This window comes from Puia sp. (assembly GCF_036500295.1).
GTDB lineage: Bacteria > Bacteroidota > Bacteroidia > Chitinophagales > Chitinophagaceae > Puia.
Genome location: NZ_DASYCH010000003.1, coordinates 74069 through 96809 on the forward strand (window position 1 = coordinate 74069; position 22741 = coordinate 96809).

Genomic DNA, 22741 nt, shown 5'->3' on the forward strand with positions numbered 1-22741 from the left:
ACCCTGCGTCAGCAGGGTTTATTGTTTAGTAGTTACGGGTGGCGGTGGTGGGAGTGGGGGCTGCACCGTTTTCTTCTTTTTCTTCTTTTTAAACAGTTCGTCGAGGCGATCGAATTCGCGGCGGTAGGAGATGCTGGTGCCGCTGCTGTTCTGCGTGTGATTACCGGTGGACAGGTAGTTATATGAATCCCGGTAGAAGAAAGTCAGGGCCACGCGGCCGTCGGCGGTGATCTTGTATTCCGCGTTGATATCGGGCAGGAACTGGAAGGAGGACACTGCAGTTTGTGCCGCCGTCATCCCGAAATCGAGGGCGCTGCCGACGGTGAGCGTCAGCTTTTCGTTCATGAATTGCTTGGCGATGGAAACGTTGAGATTTGTGCGGTTGTAGTTGAGGCCGCTTTCGTCGGGATTGTAATAGATCAGGTAGTTGCCGTTATAAAAATTGGTGTTGAAGTTGACCCGGAGGCTTTTATCCTTGAAGATGCTTTGCAGCCGTTGGGATACCAGTTTTGAGAAGCCGTTGGATACGGCGCCTGAGATGGTGTTGACGACGACATTGCCCACCGCGGAGGATGCGTCGAAGGTGTTGGTGCTGTTGGACAGCGGGACGAAGCTGTTGAGTACGACCAGGCAGGACACCTGTTTGTTGAGTTCGTTGGGGTCGTTTTGAATACGGGCAAGCAGGGTCTGGGCATCCTGATCGTTCCGGAGGGGGCTGCCCGGCGGAAGATCGATCTGGAAGGCGATGTTTGGCGACATCAGTTTCCCGGTGAGGTTGGCCGTCACGATAATATCACCCCGGTAGCGGCGGACATTCTCGTCCTGGATGCCGACGGAGTTATTGAGTCCCAGGTCACTGAACCGGACGTTCTCGGCGCGGAAGGTGGCGGCGATGCCGATGGTCGCGTCGTAGGGATTGCCGTTCCACTGGATATAATTACCCACGCCTTCGCTGAGGATAAAGGGCTTATGGATAAAGGACTGGAAGGTGAAGTTGTAATTCCCGCGATCGATCTCATAGCGGCCGTTCAGGGTAAGGTCGTCCGTCGTTCCTACGCGCATGACGAGGTTGCCATGTCCATTGGTTTTTATGATATCGCCGCTCAGTGGGTCGAGGATCATATAGACATTCGCAAAGTTGTTGGCATACATGTCGAGATTCACGAGCAGGTTGGAGGACTTTCTGTCCGCCAGGCTATGTTTCATCTCCTTCCCATAAACGCGCCATTCGATGAAATCGGCTTCGCCGCTTTCTCTGCTGAAGGAAGGGGGCAGGTAGATGTTCGAGCTGTCGGTGGGTTCCCCTTTGATGTTCATGATCATGTTCTGTTCGGGGCCGGTTAACGTCATTTTTGCCTTGCCGATCACGGTACCATAGAACTGGCTGTTGTCGGTTGCCCGGGTATCCAGCAGGAGAAGCCGGTTGGTGTTGAGTTCGAAGTCAAAGCCCAGATCGTCGAAGGCATGGTGCATCAGCCGGCCGTGGAGCAGATCGGCGGTGTGACCGAGCCGGTCTTTTAGCTGCAGCGTCCCGAAGTCGATCGTATCCTTTTTAAAGCGGATGGTCGCCGTGGGGATCTTATAGGTGCATTGGGTGTAGGCTACTTTCAGGGAAGCGTCCTTTAACTGGACCGTTCCGAGATAGTAGAGATGAGAAGGGGGGCCGGTGATCTGCAAGGTGCCGCTGGCGTTGCCTGTCAGGTTGGTGAAGATACCGCTGAGGTATTTTTCCAGCATGTTCACTTTCATCGTGGCGACGTTCGTCGTGATATCGATGGGGGTGCCGGCGTTGTCGGCGGTATTGATCACGGCCTTTGTATCGAAGTGATAGTCTTTGTTGTCGGAGTGTACGGTGGCGTTGATGGCGCCGGTAGACTTCTGATAGCCCGCGGTGAGGTCGAGCCGGCCGATGGAGTCGTTGTCGAACCGGAACTGCTCGACCTGGCCCTGAAAATTGATGGTATGGTTACCGAAGGGGTTGATGATGTCCGTGCTGCCTGTCAGCAGTCCTTCGAGCCGTTCGGACTTGACAAGATAGGGGGTGAAGTCGCCGATATTGATCCTTTTCAGATCGATATGGATATCGTTCCAGTTGCCTTCGCCGGACGGGTGTGTGGTTATGGCGACGGACTGATCGCCGCTGTGGATATTCATGCCGTCGGCTGAGAGCACGTTGCTGGTAAAGGCCAGTTCTCCATCCTTGTCGATGACCCAGGTCTTGCTGTTGATATCGAAGGTTGATGGGTCAAAGGTGAGTTTTACTCCGGTGGGCAGGGTGCGCACCTGTGCCGAGATATTGGCGGAGTTGAGGGTTTGGTTGGCGCTGGTCTTTACCTGGAGGCTGGACAGGTCGTTGGAACTCCGAAGGTGGATCACGGTACCTGGAAAGTGCAGGCTGTCATTGATCAGCACGTCCCCGATGGTGGTTTCCATGGAGATACTGTCGAGATTACCGGTCCCTTTCAGGACGAGGTTATTAAAGACGACGCTCTTGTAGCCGAAGGAAGGGATATCCGCGTTGAGGTCGAGCAGGTGTTTGTCGCGGGTGTCGATGCGGCCGGCGATGATGGAATTGTTAAAGCCCTTCAGGTCTTTTTCGAACAGGTCGATGTATTCATCCACTTTTTTTGTGGAGATCACGAAAGTGAAGTTCTGATTGGCGAGTTCCGTCTTTGCGGGCTTTATATAGCTGGGATAGTATTTATTGAGAAAGGTCTGAAAGGAGGCGGGCAGGTCTTTTATGGAGAATTCCCCGGCGATGGCGCCGTCGAACTCATTACTTACCAGGACGATCTTTTTGTTGGTTCCCTCTACGCTGGATTCGAGGGTGAGCGAGTCGAAGGAGACCCGGTTGCCGTTCTTGAACAGGGAGGCGTCGTAGATGCTGGCGTGACCGAGGAAGTTGTCGACGTCGTCCCCGGTGAAATTGCATTTGAACTTCCCGTCGAATTCCACTTCCTGGTTCGCGAAGTGCAGCCGGGTGAGATTGGCTTTGGCCACTTCGGCCTCGAAGTCGAATTTTGGCTGCTGCTGGCTGAAATCGACCAGGCCGAGAAGGTGGGCATCGAGGTTCGGGTCGCTTGCGATCAGTTCACCATTGAAACGTTTTTTTGCGACGGCGCCATTCACCTGGATATGCTGGTAGGTATAGCCGTTGAATTCGATGCTGTTGATCATCCCGTCCAACGTAGCGCTGAGGGTGCCGGTCCTGAGGCCCGTGCCGTTTATTTTTCCCTGGAAGGCGATGCGCCCCAGGTTATCATTGTCAAGGAAGGAACCCAGCCGAAAGCTGTCCGTTGTGATCGTCCCGGAATAGATGGAGAGACCGGACGGCGGGAGCTTCATGTCGAGGTTTGTTTCGATGGTGCCCAGGTTTGTTTCGAGGGTACCTTTTGTGACGAAGTCCCTGACGGTCCCGGTAAAGTCGCCCCTGAAGCGCAGCCATTCGACGTGGTCGAGGCGTGGTTGCCGTACCTGTCGCAGGGAGGGGATCAGGGTGGACATGTCTTCGTAGGTGGTGCGAAAGTCGTTTGACTTGAATTCGATAAGGGTCTTTTCGATATCGGGCAGTCCTTTCAGGTGGATATCCCCATTGAGCAGGGTGTTCTTGCCGGCTTCGACGACTACCTTGCGTCCCTGGAGATCGGCAACGGTGCCCTGCAGGTTGCCGGTGATACGAATACGTTTATTCCAGCCTTTCAGCCCGGGTGCGAACCAGGCGATGTCGTCGGTGTCGATCTCGGAGTCGTTGAAGTCCCCTTCCATCCGGATCTTTGTTTCGAAGTCGGACATGTCGTCGAGGGTCTTGAAGCGCATGGCAAAGAAATGCCGGAGGTGGCTCTTATTTGTCTGGAGGTCGAGGCGGGCGAATTCCATGGCTTCGGGGAACCACTTGATGCGTGCATTGAGCTTTTTTACTTCGAGTCCGCTGCGCTCTTTTGTACTGAGCGAGAGTTGTGCGGTGAGGGTATCGCGATTGAGCCGGAAATTGGCGAAACTGGTGTTTATCTCGTAAAAGCGGATATGGTTGCCGTCAAAGTGCTTGTTGATGACGGTATCGCCGATTTTCCTATTCTGAAAGGAGCCGTTGTGGATCGTGATGCGGCCGGCGGTAAGGTCCCATCCGGCCGGATTTAGCCTCAGGTGGAGGGGATCGTTGATGATGGGTATCGTATCTAGCGGCGGGTGAGCACGCCGGCCGGTGTAATTGGAGAGGATAAAGTCGGGCTGGGTGAAATCGAGGGTGCGGATGCGCGCTCGTTTGTCGGTGAGATCGATGGTATCGGCGTCGAGGCTTAGCGATCGCAGGTGCAGGTCCATGTCTTCGCCGCGCCATGCGTCATGCTTGAGAAAATGGACACTTGAAAGCTCCACCTCTTTCAGATCGAGTTGAAGGCCTCTGGCTGTATCCTTTACTTTTTTTAGGGTGGTATCGGTATCGGTGAAATAGTCGACGAGGAACTGATAGTTCCAGACCGAGTCGGTGCGCTGGAGCTTTACGGTGGCGTCTTTGAGACCGATATACTGTAGTTGGGCTTTGTCTTTGAAGAACCACCAGTCGGTGATGTTCACCCTTACCGTGCCGGCGTACAGAAGCGTGTCGCCTTTGTTGTCTTCGACCAGCGTACTTTCGAGCAACATTTTGTTAAAAAGCGAGAAGTCGACGCTTTTGACATGGATGCGGGTGTGAAGGTCATGCGAAAGCCTTGAAGTTACGCGGCCAACAAGCCAGGTTTGAACGGCAGGCAAGTGGATAAGACCCCATAGCGAGAGCATTAATAGTAATAAAACCAGTAATGTATTACGGAGTATTTTCCAAATCTTTCTCAGGGGCTATCCTTTTCTGGTGGCAAAATTAATGCTTAAAGGGGGATGTGTGCAAATTAAGTACCAATTTCCCCCTTTAGAGACTGCGCACCCCGTTAAAAGTTTACGCCCTCAGCCCTTGTGTTTTTCTTGCATGTGTTTGTTGAAAGTCTGTGATTCTCCTTTTGGGATGGACAGGCTTTTCCAGTTCTGATCGAGGATCATCTTGCCGATATAGACGATCTGGCCGACATGGTGTGGATAGTGGGCCAGTTGCCGGTTGATGGCATCGATCGCGATGAGTGGTTCGCGGCGGATCGTGATGGTTTTGAGCAGGTCTTCGTCCGTTAGGGACCGCAGGGTCTCCATCAGGCAGCGCCAGCCTTCTTCCCACATGCGGATGAGCTCTGCTTTTGAACAGGCGGGCGGGCTGAATTCTTCGTCCCGGTTGCGGCCGGGTTTCTCGCCGTCTTCCGTCAGGAAATTGGTCCAGCGGCTGCGCATATTGCCATGCATGTGCTGGATGATGACGGCGATGCTGTTGGAGGAATCGCCTGGAGCAAAGTAGAAGTCTTTTTCTTCGAGCTGGGTGAAGGTCATGTCGCCCAAAACCTTATAGGTGAGGAAGCGTTTGATGACGGATTCGAGATAGACTGTGCCGAGCGTATTCATAGAAAAATATTTTTAGTATCCTGCTGCGGTGTCGTCGCCGCGGCGATCGCCGACGGCTTCGATCCTGTGGTCGGGGTGGATCTGGATGACCTCGGTACGGCCGATGCTACCGCGCCGTTTGATGGTATAGCCCATGGCTTTGAGTTGCTCTTCCACGTCCGTGGGGAAACCCGATTCGATATAGAGCTCATCGGGCAGCCATTGGTGATGGAATTTGGGTTTGTTGACTGCGTCTTCGGGGCTGAGGTGGAAATCCAGGATGTCCACCAGGGTTTGGAAGACGGAGGTGGTTATGGTGGTGCCGCCGGGGGTTCCCACGACGAGGCTGACCTTGCCTTTGTCCAGAACGAGGGTGGGGGTCATGCTGCTGAGCATGCGTTTGCCGGGGGCAATGGCGTTGGCTTCGTTGCCTACGGCGCCGTACATATTGGGGACGCCGGGTTTGACGCTGAAGTCATCCATTTCATTGTTGAGAAAGAATCCGGCGCCGCCGACGACCACTCTGCTGCCGTAACCGCCGTTGAGGGTAGTGGTGATGGCGACGGCGTTGCCCTGGTCGTCCACCGCTTCGAAGTGGGTGGTCTCTTCGGACTTCGGGTTCAGGACGCCGGCGCTGATCTCTTTGCTGTTGCCGGCCTTGTCATCCTGAAAGGCTGTCATTCTATGCCGGAGGTAGGTCTTGCTGGTGAGCGTATCTACGGGTACGGAATAGAAGTCCCGGTCGCCAAGGAATTCGGCGCGATCGGCATAGGCTAAGCGTTCGACCTCGGTCATGAGGTGGACGGCTTTTACGGACTCGAAGCCATAACTGCCGAGGGGCCGGTCTTCCACCATCTTCAACATCTGCTGGAGCACTACGCCGCCGCTGCTGGGCAGGGGCATGGTGACGATGCTGTATTGCTTATAGGGGAACACGGAGGGTGTCCGTTCCTTTGCAGTATAATTTTTCAGATCGGCGGTGGTGATGATGCCTTTGCCGCGTTGCATCTCTTCGAGGATCAGCCGGGCCGTTTCCCCTTCATAGAAGCCTTTTGCTCCCTTGTCGCGGATCAGGCGGAGAGTTTTGGCGAGGTCCTTTTGGATGAGGGTGTCGCCTGCCTTCCAGCCGGCTTCCCTGACAAAAACGGGTGTGACGGTGTTGTATCTTTTGAATGCCGACTGCGTACCGTTGAGGCTGCGGGCTTCCGCTTCGGTGATGGCGAACCCATTCTCCGCGAGATCGATGGCGGGCTGGATCAGGGTGGCGATGGGTAGTTTGGCATATTTCAGTTCGGCGAAGACGCCGGCGATAGCGCCGGGGACACCCGATGCAAGATGGCCGTTCTGGCTGAGGTCGGTGCGGGCGTTGCCTGCCGCATCGAGGTACATGTCACGGGTAGCCGCCGAGGGGGCCATCTCACGGTAATCCAGGGTGATGTTCTTACCAGTGGCGGTATGTGCAACCATAAATCCGCCGCCGCCGATATTGCCCGCCGCGGGATAAACGACGGCCAGTACGAGTTGGGTCGTGATGGCGGCGTCGAAGGCGTTGCCGCCCTTTTTGAGGATTGCCACGCCGGCATTACTGGCCAGCGGGTGGGCGGAGACGACGGCGCCGTGGGAGACGACGGCCTTTTTTTGAACGCTGTATTGATAAGGGGTTGACTCCTGTGCATAGAGGCGGACACTTATTGATATTATTAGTGTGCAAAGGATCGAAAAGCGGATGAGCGGTTGCCGCATAGAGAAGAATGGTTTTACGTGAGTTATCCCGAAAGTTACCATTTTTTTATCTTTCATTGTTTACTTACATTCGTCCGTCATGAAATACAGTCTCCTATTCGGTCTGCTGCTTTCTGCCTGCTGCTGTTCCGCTGAGAACCCTCCTTCGCCGGAAGCATTTCTTGGTTATCCCCTGGGAGCGCACTTCACCCCACATCATAAGATCGTCGGCTATTTCCAGGAGGTCGCGAAGGCGGTGCCTGATGAGATGAAGCTGGAGCAGTACGGCACGACGTATGAAGGCAGGCCGTTGTTGCTGGCCTTTATCGCCAGTCCTGAAAATTTACGGCGCCTGCAAGATATCCGGCAAAACAACCTGCGGCTCGCCGGCGAGCTGCATGACAAGGCCCCGGATGAGCATGCGCCGGTGATCGTGTGGCTCAGCTACAATGTGCATGGGAATGAGCCGGCCTCTTCCGAGGCGGCCATGAAGATGCTATACGAACTGGTGAATCCTGCTTCCACGCGGGCAAAGGAGTGGTTGAAGAACACGGTGGTCATCATCGACCCTTGTATCAACCCGGATGGCCGTGACCGCTATGTCCACTGGTATAACGATGTTGTCGGCGCGGAGCCGAATCCCGATCCGCAGTCGCGTGAGCACCAGGAGCCCTGGCCGAGGGGCAGGACGAATCATTACAATTTCGATCTCAACCGCGACTGGGCCTGGCAGACCCAGACGGAGACCCAGCAGCGGCTGAAGCGATACAACCAGTGGCTTCCTCAGATCCATGTGGATTATCATGAGCAGGGATTCAACAACCCTTACTACTTCGCGCCCGCCGCGGAGCCGTATCATGATGTGATCACCCCCTGGCAGCGGGAATTCCAGGTACTGATCGGAAAGAACAACGCCCGGTACTTCGACCACAACGGCTGGCTGTATTTTACGAAAGAGGAGTTTGACCTCTTTTATCCCAGCTATGGGGACACCTATCCCATTTATAACGGCGCCATCGGAATGACCTTCGAGCAGGGGGGTATCGGTGCGGGGCTGGCGGTGCAGACCGCGGATGGCGACACGCTGACCCTGGCACAGCGGCTGGAGCATCATTTTACGACGGGGATCTCGACGGTAGAGATGGCCTCGGCGAATGCCGACCGGCTGATAAAGGAATATCATAACTATTTTATTGCGAGCATAACGCATCCCGGCGGGGAATACAAGGCCTATTATCTGCGCAACGACAGTTTTGGCGACCGGCTTGAGCGGTTGAAGGGATTTCTGGACAGGAACGGGTTGCATTATGTATCCGTGAATCCGGGGATGCTGACGGGAGTCGACTATGAAACGGGGAAACCTGTTACGTTCAAGGCGGCTGCCGGCGACATCGTGATCAATGCCAATCAACCGAAGTCCAACCTGGTGCGGGTGCTTTTCGAGCGGCGGTCGCGGATCACCGATTCGATCACCTACGATATAACGGCCTGGTCGGTGCCCTATGTGTATGGGGTGCAGGCGTATGGCCTGAATGAATACGTCGTGGCTTCGACCCGGCCGATCGCGGGCGATGCAGAACCGGTCGCTCAGGGACAGGCGCCGGCGGATACTACCTATGCGTATGCCGTTCGCTGGACTGGAATGGGGAGCGTTCGTTTTCTGACCCGGCTGTTGAAGCAGGGGATAAAGGTCCGGTATGCCGAACGGCCGTTCCAGTCGGGCGGGGTATCTTTTGACAATGGGACGCTGATCGTACCGTCGACGGGTAATCGTGGGCTTGGGGACCGGCTTTGGCCGATGTTGAAGAAAGCCGCGCATGAGGCCGGCGTTGCGCCGCAGCCGATAGCCACCGGGTTTGTGGACAAGGGGGCCGATTTTGGCAGCGGGCTTGTCCATCTTATTCACCGCCCCCGGGTGGCGGTGATGACGGGTGAAGAGACGAACAGTCTGAATGCGGGCGAGGTATGGCATCTCTTCGAACAGGAGATAGGCTATCCCGTTACCCTGCTCAATACTGAATCGCTGGGGAGGATCGCGTGGAAGAACTTTGATGTAGTCATCCTGCCGAATGGAGATTACCGTGGTCTGGAGGAGAAGGGCGTGTCAGAATCCCTGCGCAACTGGGTACGGGAGGGCGGCAGACTTATCGCCATGCAGAATGCCGTGGATCAGTTGGCGCGAATGGAATGGGGGATACGGCTCAAAGGAGATGATGGCGACAAAAAAGACGATGACAAGGATAAGAAGGGGGATGACGATACGAATCTGCACCGGTATGGCGACCGGCAGCGCGATGAGGCGGCCAGCAGTGTCCCCGGCAGCATCTATAAAGTGGAACTGGACAATACGCATCCGCTTGCGTTTGGTTATCCCGATCATTACTATACCCTGAAAGAGGACGATAAGGTGTTTGAGTTTTTGAAGGACGGCGGCTGGAATGTCGGGGTGATCCGCAAGAATGGTTATGTCAGCGGGTTTACGGGTGTCAAGGCCAAGATGAAGATAAAGGATGCGCTTGTCTTTGGCGTGATGGAAATGGGCAGGGGGGCGGTTGTTTATATGGCCGACGATCCGCTGTTCCGCAGTTTTTGGGAGAACGGGAAACTGCTGTTTTGCAATGCTGTTTTTTTAGTACGATAATAAATGAGTTTTTACATGAATCGGGTATTTGCCTTTCTTCTGGCGGCGGCGGTTTGTGGTATGACGGCATCGGCCCAGGGGCCTGAGACCGTTACTTCCGCTGAGATCTATCTGCGATTGAATAAATTGAATGTTCTGGGAACGGTGCTGTATATGGCTGCGCATCCGGATGATGAGAATTCCCGGCTGATCGCCTATATGGTGAAGGACCGGCTTTACCGTACGGCTTATCTGTCGATGACCCGGGGCGATGGGGGGCAGAACCTTATCGGTGACGAGCAGGGCGTCGATCTGGGTTTGATCCGAACCCAGGAGATGATGGCTGCGCGGCGGGCGGATGGCGCCGAGCAATTTTTTTCGCGGGCTTTTGACTTTGGGTTTACCAAATCGACGGATGAAGCGCTGGCCACCTGGGGTAAAGAGAAGGTGCTTAGCGATGCCGTCTGGGTGATCCGTAAATTCCAGCCCGATGTGATCATCACCCGGTTTCCGCCGGACAGCAGGGCGGGTCACGGCCATCATTCGGCCTCTGCGGTGATCGCGCAGGAAGCCTTTACGGCAGCCGCGGATCCCAGCCGGTTTCCCGAGCAATTCAAATATGGCGTAAAACCCTGGAAGGTGAAGAGGATACTCTGGAATACTTTCAATTTTGGCTCGACGAATACGACCAGCGAGGATCAGCTCAAGATCGATGTGGGGGGATTCAACGCCATCGTGGGAAAGAGTTATGGGGAACTGGCCGCGATCAGCAGGACCAATCATAAGAGCCAGGGTGCGGCGCTTACGCCTGCCCGGGGGCAGTCCATGGAATATTTTACGCTGGTAGCCGGTGACCCGGCGCATGGTGACCCGATGGATGGAGTGGAGACGAGCTGGCGGCGGGTCGAAGGGGGAGAGAAGATAGAAGGGATGGTGAAACAGCTGATCCGGGATTTTTCGCTGCTGCATCCTGAGAAGTCGGTACCGGGACTTGTCGAGGTATATAAGGCTGTCGACCAGTTGACGGATGGCTACTGGAAGACCCAAAAGCTAAAAGAGATAAAGCAGCTGATCGCGGACTGCAGCGGGCTGTGGCTGGAGGCGGCGACGCGGACCGCGTATGCCGTGCAGGGGGACTCGTTGGGGATCACCGTGACGATCGACAACCGGCTGAACGCACCGCTGGCCGTCAGCGATGTCTCGCTGAATGATGCCACCGGTGGATTTACCGTACCCATGAAGCAGGTACTGGAAGGGGACAAGAACTATTCCTTTTCGCGAAATATCTATGTTTCTCCTGATAAGCCGGTGACGCAGCCATATTGGCTGGCGCAGGAGATGTCGCCGGGTTCGTTCAACGTGAGCGATCAGCGGCTGATCGGCGACCCGCAGGGCGCCGCTGCTTATTCTGTTTCCTTTCGGCTGACGGCCGGCGGGCAGGAGCTCGTCTATACCCGGCCGGTGCAATATAAACATACCGATCCCGTAAAGGGAGAATTGTACGAACCGGTGACAGTGTTGCCGCCGGTGACGGCGCAATTCGACCCCGAGCTGGTATTGTTTACCGATGGGGAAGAAAAGGGTATCCGGGTCGAAGCCACGGATCGGACGAGCCGTCTCGGGCTGCCGAAATTTACGCTGACGCCGACGCCTGGGGTCACGGTTGGGCCGCCGTCGGGGCTCTCCTGGCTCGCGAAGGCGACCGCAGGCAAGACCGAGACCATCACGGCGGGTTTGACGTTTGAGCATGCGGGTCGCCGGGACACCGCCCTCCAGTTGAAGACCATTGCGTATGATCATATTCCCCGGATCGATTATTTCCGTCCGGCGCGGGAGAAGTTCGTACTGGCGGATGTGAAGATCGCCGGGCACCGCATTGGCTATATCGAAGGGGCGGGGGATAAGGTGCCGGAGGCGCTTGTGCAGATGGGATATGAAGTGGTGATGCTGAAAGAGAAGGACTGTACGCCGGCTTTTCTGAAATCGCTGGACGCGGTCATCGCCGGGGTGCGGGCGTATGATGTGCATGGCTGGCTGGGGGCGAGACATGAGGCACTGATGGATTATGTAAAAGAAGGCGGTAATCTTATCGTGCAATATAACAGGGACAACCTGGGCCGGATGTCGACGGCTATCGGTCCGTATCCCTTTGCCGTCTCCAACCTCCGGGTGACGGACGAGAAGGCCCGGGTCAATTTCCTGATCCCGGATCATGCCGTGCTCAACTATCCCAACAAGATCGGCCCCGCCGATTTTGAGGGATGGATACAGGAGCGGGGGATCTATTTTGCGGGACAGACCGATCCGGCCTACCAGCAGGTGTTGTCGATGAACGATCCCGGCGAGCAGGAGCAGAAGGGCAGTCTGGTGATCGCGAAATATGGGAAGGGGACCTTTGTCTACACGGGTCTGGTGTTCTTCCGGGAACTGCCGGCGGGGGTGCCCGGCGCTTACCGGCTGCTGGCAAACATTATTGCATTGAATCAAAAAAGAGGATTCTAAGGACCATGCATCGAAGAAGGGATATTGCTATTGTAACAGCCATTGTCGTGGGATTGGTAGTTGGCCGGTTTATCAAGCGGGCCACATTTGGGTTGCTGGTTGGGCTTTTTATCGGTCTGGTGGTGTCTATGCTGATGGCTAATCGTAATAATAACCGAAAATAAGATGGACGAGGAAAAGGTACCGCTGTTCAAGAGCTGGAAGACCTGGTATAGACTGGTCATCGGCTTTCTCGTGATCTGTATCGCCATTTTTTATCTGTTGACCAAACACTTTTCATGAGCCGGCCTGACTGGATCGTACTGGCGCTGACATTGCTTGGGATCATTGCCTATGGCTTGTACAAAGGACGTACTACCAGGGATCTGGATGGCTATTTCCTGTCCAACAGAGCGGTGCCCTGGTATATGGTGCTGTTGGGTATCATGGGTACCCAGGCGAGCGCGGTCACCTTCCTGTCGGCTCCCGGTCAGGCCTATACGGACGGGATGCGGTTTGTCCAATACTATTTCGGGTTACCGTTGGCCATGGTGGTTCTCTGTATCAGTTTTGTCCCGGTATTCCACCGGCTGAAGGTCTATACCGCGTATGAATACCTGGAGCAGCGGTTCGATCTGAAGACCCGGACCCTCACCTCTTTTCTCTTCCTCCTGCAGCGGGGGCTCAGTACCGGGATCAGTATCTCCGCGCCGTCCATTATCCTTTCGTCCCTTCTGGGCTGGGACATTGTGTGGACGAATATCTTTATGGGTGGGCTGCTGATCATTTACACGGTGAGCGGCGGCGCCAAGGCGGTGGCGTATACACAGCAACTACAGATGGTGATCATCTTTAGCGGGATGACGATCGCGGCTTACCTGGTGGTACACCGGTTGCCGGCGGGGGTGGGGTTGACGGAGATCCTGCATATGGGAGGCAAGGCCGGGAAACTGAATATCATTACCACGGGTTTTAGCCGCAAGGGCGGGGGCTTTGACTGGAACGACCGGTATAACCTGCTGAGTGGGATTATCGGCGGGTTCTTCCTGGCCCTTTCGTATTTCGGCACCGATCAATCACAGGTTGGCCGCTATCTTACGGCGCGGAGCGTCAGCGAGAGCCGGCTGGGACTGTTGTTGAACGGGCTTGTCAAGGTGCCGATGCAATTCCTGATCCTGCTGCTGGGGGTGATGGTCTTTGCCTTTTATCAGTATAATCATGAGCCGGTATTCTTTAATAAGTCGCAGATCGACCTGTTGGCTCATTCCAAATACAAGGATTCGTTGTCGTTTGTGACCACGAGGTATGACGCGGCGGAGAACCAGCGGTTAAGCACCCTGCGCGGTCCCGGGACGACGGACGGGCCGGCGGATCTTGTCGATCCTTCGCTGCTGGAATCGCGAAAGGAGGCGTTGGAGAAGGAGAAGGCGGGTTATAAGGCGACGATCCGGCGCTGGCTGGACGATCCTGCCGTGGGTGGCGATTCCAACGACACCAACTATATTTTTTTACGCTTTGTCACCGACTATCTGCCGAAGGGACTTGTCGGATTGCTGATCGCCGTTATCTTCCTTGCCGCCTGGGGTTCCATTGCCGCAACGCTCAATTCCCTGGCCTCCTGTACGATCATTGACTTTCACCGGCGATTCTCTTCAAAACAGCTGACCACCAACAGGGAATACCGGCTGTCGCAGATGTATACCTTCTTCTGGGGGATCTTCTGTGTAGCTGTGGCGCAGTTGGCGTATAATCTCGGCAACAGCCTTATCGAAGCGGTGAATGTGCTGGGGTCGTTGTTCTATGGCGTGATACTGGGGATATTCCTGGTAGCGTTCTACCGGCCGAAGGTGACGGGGTGGCCCGTCTTTATCAGTGCAGTTATCGTGGAGATCGGGGTCATTGTGCTGAATATTCTGAGCCGCAAGGGCATTGTGTCGCTGAGTTTTTTATGGTTCAACCTCGTCGGCGCTGCGGGCGTGATGCTGTTGAGCGAGGTATTGCAGGCGGTGATGAAAAAGAAACCAGTCGACGAAAAACCCGGCTGAGCGCCGGGTTTTTTTATTTGTTAGAGGGTAGCTATCAGTTTTTCGTTTAGCGCGACATAGTCGGCGTTATTGGCCTGTTTTGCGAGGTCGATCCCTTTTTGCGCGGTGGTTTTGGCATCGGCTTTTCTGCCCATTTTTGCGAGGCAGCGGGCTTTCTGGTAGACGATGAAGAAGGAGCCGCCGGCGGAGGGATCCTGGGCGATCGCTTTGTCAAACCATTCGAGGGCCTTGTTCAGGTCTTTCCCGTTGTCAAGATAATACAGGGCGGCGCTGAAATAGGGATGATTATCCTTGTTCATGGCGTTGTCGATCTGTGCCATGACCCGGCTGTCGATATCCGAGGTGATGGGCAGAACGACAACCGTGTTTTCCCAGATCAGTTGCAGATCGCAGGAAGAGGGGGTGACGTTGGCAAAGAGGATGGAGAAGGTCTCCATGGGAAAGGGCAGCTGGAAGGGTTTTGCTGTTACGCGTACGACATCCTGGTCGGATTTATAGGCGGCCGGGTTGGTGACATCCAGCTGATGTGTGATGATGAGGGTCCATTCATCGGCGCCTGGGATGGTCAGGAGGCCGTATTTCCCGGCGGGGATCTTTTTATCGCCGATGGTCACGGCATCGCCAAAGGTGAGCGTAGTCGCCTGGTTGGCGCCGGTGCGCCATACTTTCCCAAACGGCACGACATCGCCAAAGATCTTGCGACCTTTTATTCCCGGACGGGAATAGGAGAGCTCTATGGAAGAAAGACCGAAGTCTTGTTTCACGAACTGGGGAGTCGAAGGCGGTGGCGTCTTTATAGACTGTGCATAGGAGCTTTGGTACAGGCCGGCTGTAAGAACAAGACAAGCGAGTAATTTGTACATGGAGTGGTGGTTTTGAGCGGCTAAGATAAGTAAAAAGGAGAGCCGAAGCTGGGTAAAAAAGGGGATCAGGGGAAGCGGAGGTTCACTACGGCCCGGACTTTTCTACCCCGGAGCAGTTTCCATGCCGGTCCGCCCGAGATCAGTTGGATCAGGCCGGCGTCGTGGGCTGGGGAGAGGGATTGTTCGATCTTGAATTCTGTGAGCTGTCCTTTCTGGTCCACCTGGAAGGAGACCCGTTCGATACCGGTGATGGCAGGGTCCAGTTTCAGCGTTTGTTTAGCTGTGTCGAGATATTGCTGGTAGGCGAGTCTGCCGATGACGGGGTATGCTTTTATCCATGCTGAATCCAACCGCGTATCGCTGTCTTCCGACGGGGCGGCCGCAAACGTCTCTTTGCGTTTTGCGCCGAAGCCGGTGACGACGACTTCGTCCAGGCTGGGTTTTGCTTCCTGCAGCTGGATGATATTATTGGTCAGGGCGTTGGTATTTAGTGAGACGAGGGCTTGTTTGTAACCGATCTTGGCCACTGTCATTTGCTGTGTGGTGTCGTGGAGTTGGAATCTGAAAAAGAAGTAGCCGCTGGCGTCGGTCCGTGTTGCGATCCTGGGCGCGTTGTTTAGGAAAACGGAGGCGTCCGGCAGGGGGCGGTTATTGGCATCGACGACGCGGCCGTAGAATGCCATGGGTTGCGAATTGCCAACCGTGGATGCCGTGCCCCGAATATGGATCACGGCAGACTCTGTCTTTGGCTGTTCGCGGAATAGATTTGCCTTTGGCGGGGGGATGGTTAACGCGTAACTGGTTGTGTCGGTCATTGTGGCCAGTTTGACTGAGTTGGTTGCGCGTTTGGCCGGGCGGGTGGGAGCAGTAGCTGTGGCGGGGGGAGTAGTGGCGGGGGCAGTAAGCGTCAAGGCATCGGAAGCTGTTGCGGGGATAGTCGCCGGCTGCGGCTGGGTGGTGGCCGATGGCGCCGGGCTGACTGCCGACCGCGGGTTTGTTTTTGTGACGGCGACGTCGACGTTTTCCATTGCCTTGTGATCGAAGAGCGTATAATACGCCGTCAGGCCAACGCCGGCCAGTAAGATGACGGCGGCTGCAACCCGGAATGCGGTTCGGCGGAACCAGAGGATGGGGGCTTTTTGTTCTTTCTCGTCGACGCGGGCGGCGAGTTGTGATCGTAAGCTGTTGATATCGGCTTCGAGCAGTTTGGCGTCCGCGAGGCCTTCGAGGGCGTCCGCCAGGAAGGGGTCGTCGAGGGCTGCCCGCTCGAGCTGGTGCATCTCCTGCGGAGAAAGCTCCCCTTTCAGGTATTTGCGAACATCCGTATCGGACCAGGATCTGCTATGGTTGCCGGTGTTATTCATTGGTGATTACGAGGGCGGGGTCGATTCCCGTCTCCTGCCGTTGCATACATATTTTCAGATTTCGCCGGCCGTTCTGGATATGACTGCGGACTTTGTTCCATTCCACGCCGGTGGCGGTTTCAATCTCTTTATAACATTTGTTTTGCAGGTAGAAGAGCTGGATCGCGGTCTTTTGGTCGGCGACCAGCGATTCGATGCATTTTGACAGCCGGTCAAACTGTTCTTCCTGCTCTATCTTGTCATTCAGATGCAATTCTTCGGCCGTTTGCATATGCTCCGGGTCGAAGGATTGGAACCTTTTCCGGCTGGAGGCGCGTAACTTCATCAGGCAGTGGTTCTTAGCCAGGGTGTAAAGCCAGCCTTTGAAATTGCCGACCTCGTGTTTGAGAAGTTTTTGTGCTAATTCTTCGAAGATGTCCATGACGGCATCCTTCGCGGTTTCGGATTCCCCGAGATACTTCAGGCAGACGCCATAAAGCAGCTGCAGATAGCGATTGTATAGCTGCGCTACTATTTTCAGGTCGGAGGATTGCCGGTAGGCGGCGATCAGTTCGAGGTCGCCGGGCTGGTCAGCGGAGCCTGCAGAGGGTGGTATGTCCTTGGGAAGGGCCAAAACTCGTTCGGAGAACAAAGTAAGAAAAATATTTCACTGGCGGAATGCCGGGTGGTAGCGGTGGAGGGTTTCGCGGAGATATTCACGGTCGAGGTGGGTATAGATCTCGGTGGTGGTGATGCTCTCGTGGCCGAGCATTTCCTGGACGGCGCGGAGGTCGGCGCCTCCTTCGACGAGGTGGGTGGCGAAGGAATGCCGGAAGGTATGGGGGGAGATGTTCTTTGTGATACCGGCCTGGCGGGCCAGGTCACGGATGATATAGAAGATCATCACCCGGGTGAGCCTGGTGCCCCGCCGGTTGAGGAACAGGATGTCCTCGTTGCCGGGTTTTACCGGGGAATGGATGCGGATCTCCTGTTGATAGAGGCGGATATATTTTGTCGCGGCGTCGCCGATCGGCACCAGCCGTTCTTTATCGCCTTTGCCGATGACGCGGATATAGCCGACGTCGAGATGGAGGCAGGATATGCGGAGGTTGACCAGTTCGCTGACGCGCAGGCCGCAGCTGTACATCGTTTCCAGGATGGCTTTGTTGCGGCCGCCTTCGGGTTTGCTGAGGTCGAGCTGACCGATGAGGGTTTCTATCTCATCGAAGCTGAGGACGTCCGGGAGTGACCTTTTTTGCTTTGGAGATTCCAGCAGGGTAGTGGGGTCTTTGCGGACGATCTGTTCGATAAAGCAATATTTATAAAAGGAGCGGATGCCGGAGAGGATGCGGGCCTGGGAGGCGGCGTTCAATCCGATGCCGGCGATCCATTGGAGGAACTGCTGAAGGTCCTTTAACTCTACCGCGTCGGGGTTTTTGAGTGTGCCGGCGGTCTGCAGGTATTGGGTGAACTTATCGATGTCCCGGAGATAGGCTTGGACCGAGTTGTCGGAAAGCGATCGTTCCAGCTGCAGCCAGGCCTTGTAGCCTTTTTTATAGGGCTCCCACATGGATCGAAGATACCGATCAATCCCTATATTTGCAGACTATGGCAACAGTTAATTTACGTTCGTTCAGACAGGTCGTTCTTCGTAACAAAGGGCGGATGAAGCGTTTTCTGACCAAGTTGGAAAAGAAGAGACCCACGGGATTTCATGCGCTGGAGATCGAGGCGAATAAGGAAGCCTGGGAGCGTACTGATTGTCTGGACTGCGCCAATTGCTGTAAAACGATGTCTCCGACGTATACGCCCGAGGATATCCGCCGGATATCCGCGCATCTGGGAATGACGCCGAAGGCGTTTCGGGAAAAGTGGCTGTACAAGGATAAGACCGGGGATTGGATGAATGTAAAACAACCCTGCCAGTTCCTTGACCTGAAGACCAATATGTGCGATATCTATGCGGTGCGGCCGCGTGACTGTGCGGGATTTCCGCATCATGTCAAAAAGCGCATGAACGGGGATTATATGCACATGTACAAGCAGAATATCGAGTATTGTCCCGCGACGTACCGGATGGTCGAGTCGGTGATGGAGAAGCTCAACGGTCACAAGTAAACATCTTCAAAAAGCATATATTCCGGGGGGGTGGGGTGGCTCAGCGTGATGGCGAGTACATCGTATTGCACCCGGTGAAAGCCTGGCCATTGGGCCAGCCAGCCTGCGCTGCCTTGCAGGATGTGTTCCAACTTTTTACGGCTTACGCTTTCTTCCGGGTGACCATAGCGGGTGGATCGGCGGCATTTGACCTCGATAAAGTGAAGGACCGACCGGTGGCCTGCGATGATATCCACTTCGTAGCGGCCATGACGGAAATTCCGTTTGAGAATGGTGAAACCTTTTTTTGTGAGCCATTGAGCGGCGAGCTGTTCTCCTCCCGATCCCACTTCCGTGTTGGACAGCATTTTGCACGAATTTTGATTATGTTTACAACATGAAACAAGATCGGAAAGTTTTCAAGTTAGCCGGTAAAGTTCAGAATTATGCGTGGGGCGGATCGGCTTTTTTGCCGCAGCTGCTGCGCTTGCCCAACCCCGAGGGGCATCCTTTTGCGGAGTACTGGATGGGGGCGCATGATTCCGCGCCCGCGGACCTGGAAGGGGTTGCGTTGAATGAATATATCGGCCGGGATCCCCGGGAGACGTTGGGTTCGTATACTGCTGACCGGTTTGGCCGGCTTCCCTACCTGCTCAAGATATTGGATGTAAAGGATATGTTGTCGATACAGGTGCATCCCAGCAAGGAAAATGCGGAGTTGGAGTTTGCCGCGGAAAACAAACGCGGGGTCGCTCAAAATGCGCCCGAGCGGAATTACAAGGACGACAATCACAAGCCGGAGCTGATGGTGGCTCTGAGTGAGTTCTGGCTGCTGCATGGGTTCAAACCGGAGGAGCAGCTGATGCAGGCGCTGGATGCGACACCGGAACTGGCCTTTCTGGTCCCGCTGTTCGAGAAAAAGGGGTATCAGGGACTTTATCAGGCCGTCATGGAGATGCCGCAGCTGGAGGTGAACGACGTGCTGGAGCCGTTGCTGGAGCGGATCGTTCCGGCTTACCGGGAGGGGCAGTTGAAGAAGAGTGAGGAAGACTTCTGGGCTGCGCGTGCGGCTTTGACGTATGATCAGCCGGGCAAGATAGACAGGGGCATCTTTTCGATCTATTTCTTCAACCTGCTGAATCTGCAACCGGGGGAAGCCATCTTCCAGGATGCGGGGTTGCCGCATGCCTATTTGGAAGGGCAGAATGTAGAGATCATGGCCAACTCGGATAATGTGCTGCGCGGCGGGCTGACCCCGAAACATGTAGACGTTACCGAGCTGCTTAAGCATATCCGTTTCGAGGCGACGCATCCGCGTATCGTGGCGGAGGATTATGGTCCGGGGCGGATCGCGGTGTTTCGGACACCCGCGCCGGATTTCGAGCTGAGTAAGATAAGCCTGCTGAAGGGAGAGATATTAACCATCCGGGCTCATTCTGCGGAGATCCTTATCGTGACGGAAGGGAAGACCGGGGTTATAGAGCAGGGGGCGGCGCCATTCAGCCGGAAGGCGGGCGAGGCGTTTCTGGCTTTTCACCAGGCGAAGTTCGAGCTGAATGCGCAGGAAGATACGATGATCTATCGGGCGGCGGTGCCTGCGGCTTTATAAGAGAAACGCCGCCGGGACTTGCGTCGCGGCGGCGTTTGTTATTTTTTGAAATACAGGCCGAGGATGGCGAGGAGCATGGTGACGAAGAAAGCGAACATCCAACAGATAACGTCGGATTTGACGTCGGCTATTTTGACTTCCAACTCCCCTTTGAATGTGGTTAGTCTGAGGTCTATTTCTCCTTTGAATGCGGCCATTTCTCCTCGTATTTGGGCAAGACCGGTGTTTAGCGCGCCTCTTATTTGGGCCAATTCCTCTTTGGTGACAAATCCCGTCATATACTGTTTCCTCCTTTTGGCTATTTGATGATACAAGCAAGCAAGAGGGGGGAAAGGTAAAGTAAAAAACTAATATTATTAGTTTTTGCCTGACTCTTTTTCGAAAAAAATATCCACATCGAGCGGGCCGTTGTCTGCGGCGGCGGTTGCTAATTGATCGCAACGGTTGTTATAGGGGTTGTCGGCGTGGCCGCGAACCCATATGAAGCGGAGTTTGTATTTTTTTGAGAGCTCATGGAAATGCAGCCAGAGATCTTTGTTCTTTTTGCCGCCTTTGAAATCGGTGGCGATCCAATTTTTCAGCCAGCCCTGTTCGACGGCTTTGACGACATACTGGCTGTCGGAATAGATGGTGACCTTCAATCCTTCTTTTGTCAGTGCTTCGAGGCCTGCGATGACGGCCATCAGTTCCATCCGATTGTTGGTGGTATAGCGGTAGCCGCCCGAGAGTTCTTTGCGGTGTTCGCCCCAGAAAAGAATGGTGCCATAGCCGCCGGGTCCGGGGTTACCCCGCGCGGCGCCGTCGGTATACATGATCAGCTCGTTGCTCATGGCGCAAATATATGTCAGACCTGGAAGACGCCGGTCCTGAAATCGGCGATCTCGCGGTTGTGGGAGGCTGCGTAGAGTCCTTCGGCGATGACGCGGCGGGTGTCGGCGGGGTCGATGATCGCGTCCACCCATAGGCGTGCGGCTGCATAATAGGGCGAGGCCTGGCGGTCATACCGGCCCTTGATCTCGTCCAGCAACTTCTTCTCTGCCGCCGGATCGATCTCCTGGCCTTTTGCTTTCAGGGCGCCGACCTGGATCTGCAGCAGGGTTTTTGCGGCCTGGTCGCCACCCATCACGGCGATGCGGGCGGTAGGCCAGGCGTAGATGAATCGCGGGTCGTAGGCCTTGCCGCACATGGCGTAGTTGCCCGCGCCATAGGAGTTGCCGATGATGATCGTGATCTTGGGGACGACGGAATTCGCGACGGCGTTGACCATCTTCGCGCCATCCTTGATGATCCCGGCATGTTCGCTCCGCGAGCCCACCATAAACCCCGTGACATCCTGAAGGAAGACCAGTGGGATCTTCTTCTGATTGCAGTTCATGATGAAGCGGGCCGCTTTGTCGGCGCTGTCGTTATAGATGACGCCGCCCATCTGCAATTCCCCTTTTTTATTTTTGACGATCTTCCGCTGGTTGGCGACGATACCGACGGCCCAGCCTTCGATGCGGGCATAGCCGCAGAGGATGGTCTTGCCATAGTCTTCCTTAAACGGTTCGAAGCTGTTTTCGTCCACGATGCGGGTGATGATATCGACCATATCATAGGGCTTTGTCGCATCCGAGGGGAGAATGCCGTAGAGCTCTCCGGCGGGATGTTTTGGCGCTATGGGTTTTATGCGATTGAATATCGGATTGCCGGCAGGATGGCCGAGCCGGGAGAATATCTGCTTTACCTGGTCGAGACATTCCTGTTCGGTCTTGAATTTATAGTCGGCGATGCCCGAGATGGAGGTGTGGGTAACGGCACCGCCCAGGGTTTCCGCGTCGATGTCCTCGCCGATGGCTGCCTTTACAAGATAGGGGCCGGCGAGGAAGATGCTGCCGGCGTCCTCGACCATCAGTGTTTCGTCGCTCATGATCGGCAGGTAGGCGCCACCGGCCACGCAGGGACCGAACACGGCGGCGATCTGGGTGATGCCCATCGCGCTCATCCGGGCATTGTTGCGGAAGATGCGGCCAAAATGTTCTTTATCGGGGAATATCTCATCCTGCATGGGCAGGAAGACACCGGCGCTGTCCACGAGGTAGATCACCGGCAGATGGTTTTCCATCGCGATCTCCTGCAGGCGGAGGTTCTTTTTTCCGGTGATGGGGAACCACGCGCCCGCCTTTACCGTCTGGTCGTTGGCGAGAACGATGCATTGGCGGTTGCTTACATAGCCGATGCCGGCGACGGTGCCACCGGCGGGACAGCCACCCTGCTCTTCGTACATCTCGTAACCGGCGAAAGCGCCCAACTCGATGAAGGAGGAGCCTTCGTCCAGCAGGTAGCGGATACGTTCCCGTGGGGTGAGTTTGTTTTTTTCTTTTTGTTTTTCTATGGCTTTCTTACCTCCGCCCAGCGCTATTTTCTCCAATCGGTGTTTCAGCTGGCTAAGGGCCTGGCGCATCGCGTCTTCGTTCTTGTTAAAATCCAGAGTTTCCGCGTTCATAGCCAAATTTAGAATATTT

16 protein-coding genes are annotated in these 22741 nt (G+C 55.3%); 5 read left to right on the forward strand and 11 right to left on the reverse strand.

Annotated elements, in window-relative coordinates; all coding sequences use genetic code 11:
* Positions 1-18: 18 nt before the first annotated feature.
* The 3 genes from VGM48_RS01095 to ggt all read right to left on the reverse strand — a co-directional run bounded on the left by VGM48_RS01095 (position 19) and on the right by ggt (position 7200).
* On the reverse strand, positions 19-4776 hold the full coding sequence (locus VGM48_RS01095) for a translocation/assembly module TamB domain-containing protein (RefSeq protein WP_331575724.1): 4758 nt from the start codon (positions 4774-4776) through the stop codon (positions 19-21).
* Between the two features lie 162 nt (positions 4777-4938).
* Complete coding sequence (locus VGM48_RS01100; protein WP_331575725.1) at positions 4939-5478, reverse strand: DUF1572 family protein; 540 nt, start codon at positions 5476-5478, stop codon at positions 4939-4941.
* A gap of 12 nt (positions 5479-5490) precedes the next feature.
* The gene (gene ggt / locus VGM48_RS01105; RefSeq protein WP_331575727.1) at positions 5491-7200 is read right to left on the reverse strand and encodes a gamma-glutamyltransferase; all 1710 of its coding nucleotides are present in this window, start codon (positions 7198-7200) and stop codon (positions 5491-5493) included.
* Between the two features lie 79 nt (positions 7201-7279).
* On the opposite strand from ggt, the gene VGM48_RS01110 reads away from it, so the two are divergent.
* The 3 genes from VGM48_RS01110 to VGM48_RS01120 all read left to right on the forward strand — a co-directional run bounded on the left by VGM48_RS01110 (position 7280) and on the right by VGM48_RS01120 (position 14325).
* The gene (locus VGM48_RS01110) at positions 7280-9820 is read left to right on the forward strand and encodes a M14 family metallopeptidase (protein WP_331575729.1); all 2541 of its coding nucleotides are present in this window, start codon (positions 7280-7282) and stop codon (positions 9818-9820) included.
* A gap of 15 nt (positions 9821-9835) precedes the next feature.
* Positions 9836-12301, forward strand: a complete 2466-nt coding sequence (locus tag VGM48_RS01115) for a PIG-L family deacetylase (RefSeq protein ID WP_331575731.1) — start codon at positions 9836-9838, stop codon at positions 12299-12301.
* Between the two features lie 278 nt (positions 12302-12579).
* Positions 12580-14325, forward strand: a complete 1746-nt coding sequence (locus VGM48_RS01120) for a sodium:solute symporter (protein ID WP_331575733.1) — start codon at positions 12580-12582, stop codon at positions 14323-14325.
* A gap of 20 nt (positions 14326-14345) precedes the next feature.
* Here VGM48_RS01120 and VGM48_RS01125 read toward each other — a convergent pair whose 3' ends face one another.
* From VGM48_RS01125 to xerD, 4 genes are all read right to left on the reverse strand, one after another.
* Positions 14346-15188: a DUF2911 domain-containing protein gene (locus tag VGM48_RS01125; RefSeq protein WP_331575735.1), complete on the reverse strand. Its 843-nt coding sequence runs from the start codon at positions 15186-15188 to the stop codon at positions 14346-14348.
* 65 nt (positions 15189-15253) lie between these two features.
* Positions 15254-16552 carry a carboxypeptidase-like regulatory domain-containing protein gene (locus tag VGM48_RS01130; protein WP_331575737.1) on the reverse strand — a complete coding sequence of 433 codons (1299 nt, stop codon included), beginning with the start codon at positions 16550-16552 and terminating at the stop codon, positions 15254-15256.
* A complete protein-coding gene (locus VGM48_RS01135; protein ID WP_331575739.1) occupies positions 16545-17183 on the reverse strand; it encodes a sigma-70 family RNA polymerase sigma factor in 639 nt (212 codons plus the stop codon). The genes VGM48_RS01130 and VGM48_RS01135 overlap by 8 nt, the downstream gene beginning before the upstream one ends.
* Before the next feature lie 15 nt (positions 17184-17198).
* Positions 17199-18101: a site-specific tyrosine recombinase XerD gene (gene xerD, locus VGM48_RS01140; RefSeq protein WP_331575741.1), complete on the reverse strand. Its 903-nt coding sequence runs from the start codon at positions 18099-18101 to the stop codon at positions 17199-17201.
* A gap of 38 nt (positions 18102-18139) precedes the next feature.
* Between xerD and VGM48_RS01145 the strand changes: the two genes are divergently transcribed.
* A complete protein-coding gene (locus tag VGM48_RS01145; RefSeq protein ID WP_331575743.1) occupies positions 18140-18649 on the forward strand; it encodes a YkgJ family cysteine cluster protein in 510 nt (169 codons plus the stop codon).
* On the opposite strand, the gene VGM48_RS01150 is transcribed toward VGM48_RS01145, so the two are convergent.
* Positions 18640-18996, reverse strand: a complete 357-nt coding sequence (locus VGM48_RS01150; protein ID WP_331575745.1) for a YraN family protein — start codon at positions 18994-18996, stop codon at positions 18640-18642. The two genes, VGM48_RS01145 and VGM48_RS01150, sit on opposite strands and share 10 nt — an antisense overlap.
* A 29-nt stretch (positions 18997-19025) precedes the next feature.
* Between VGM48_RS01150 and manA the strand changes: the two genes are divergently transcribed.
* Positions 19026-20237, forward strand: coding sequence for a mannose-6-phosphate isomerase, class I (gene manA, locus VGM48_RS01155; protein ID WP_331575747.1), 1212 nt, complete (start codon positions 19026-19028; stop codon positions 20235-20237).
* Between the two features lie 38 nt (positions 20238-20275).
* On the opposite strand, the gene VGM48_RS01160 is transcribed toward manA, so the two are convergent.
* From VGM48_RS01160 to VGM48_RS01170, 3 genes are all read right to left on the reverse strand, one after another.
* The gene (locus VGM48_RS01160; protein ID WP_331575749.1) at positions 20276-20434 is read right to left on the reverse strand and encodes a hypothetical protein; all 159 of its coding nucleotides are present in this window, start codon (positions 20432-20434) and stop codon (positions 20276-20278) included.
* 159 nt (positions 20435-20593) lie between these two features.
* Positions 20594-21067, reverse strand: coding sequence for a ribonuclease HI (rnhA, locus tag VGM48_RS01165; RefSeq protein WP_331575750.1), 474 nt, complete (start codon positions 21065-21067; stop codon positions 20594-20596).
* Between the two features lie 14 nt (positions 21068-21081).
* Positions 21082-22722, reverse strand: a complete 1641-nt coding sequence (locus tag VGM48_RS01170; protein WP_331575752.1) for an acyl-CoA carboxylase subunit beta — start codon at positions 22720-22722, stop codon at positions 21082-21084.
* Positions 22723-22741 lie beyond the last annotated feature (19 nt).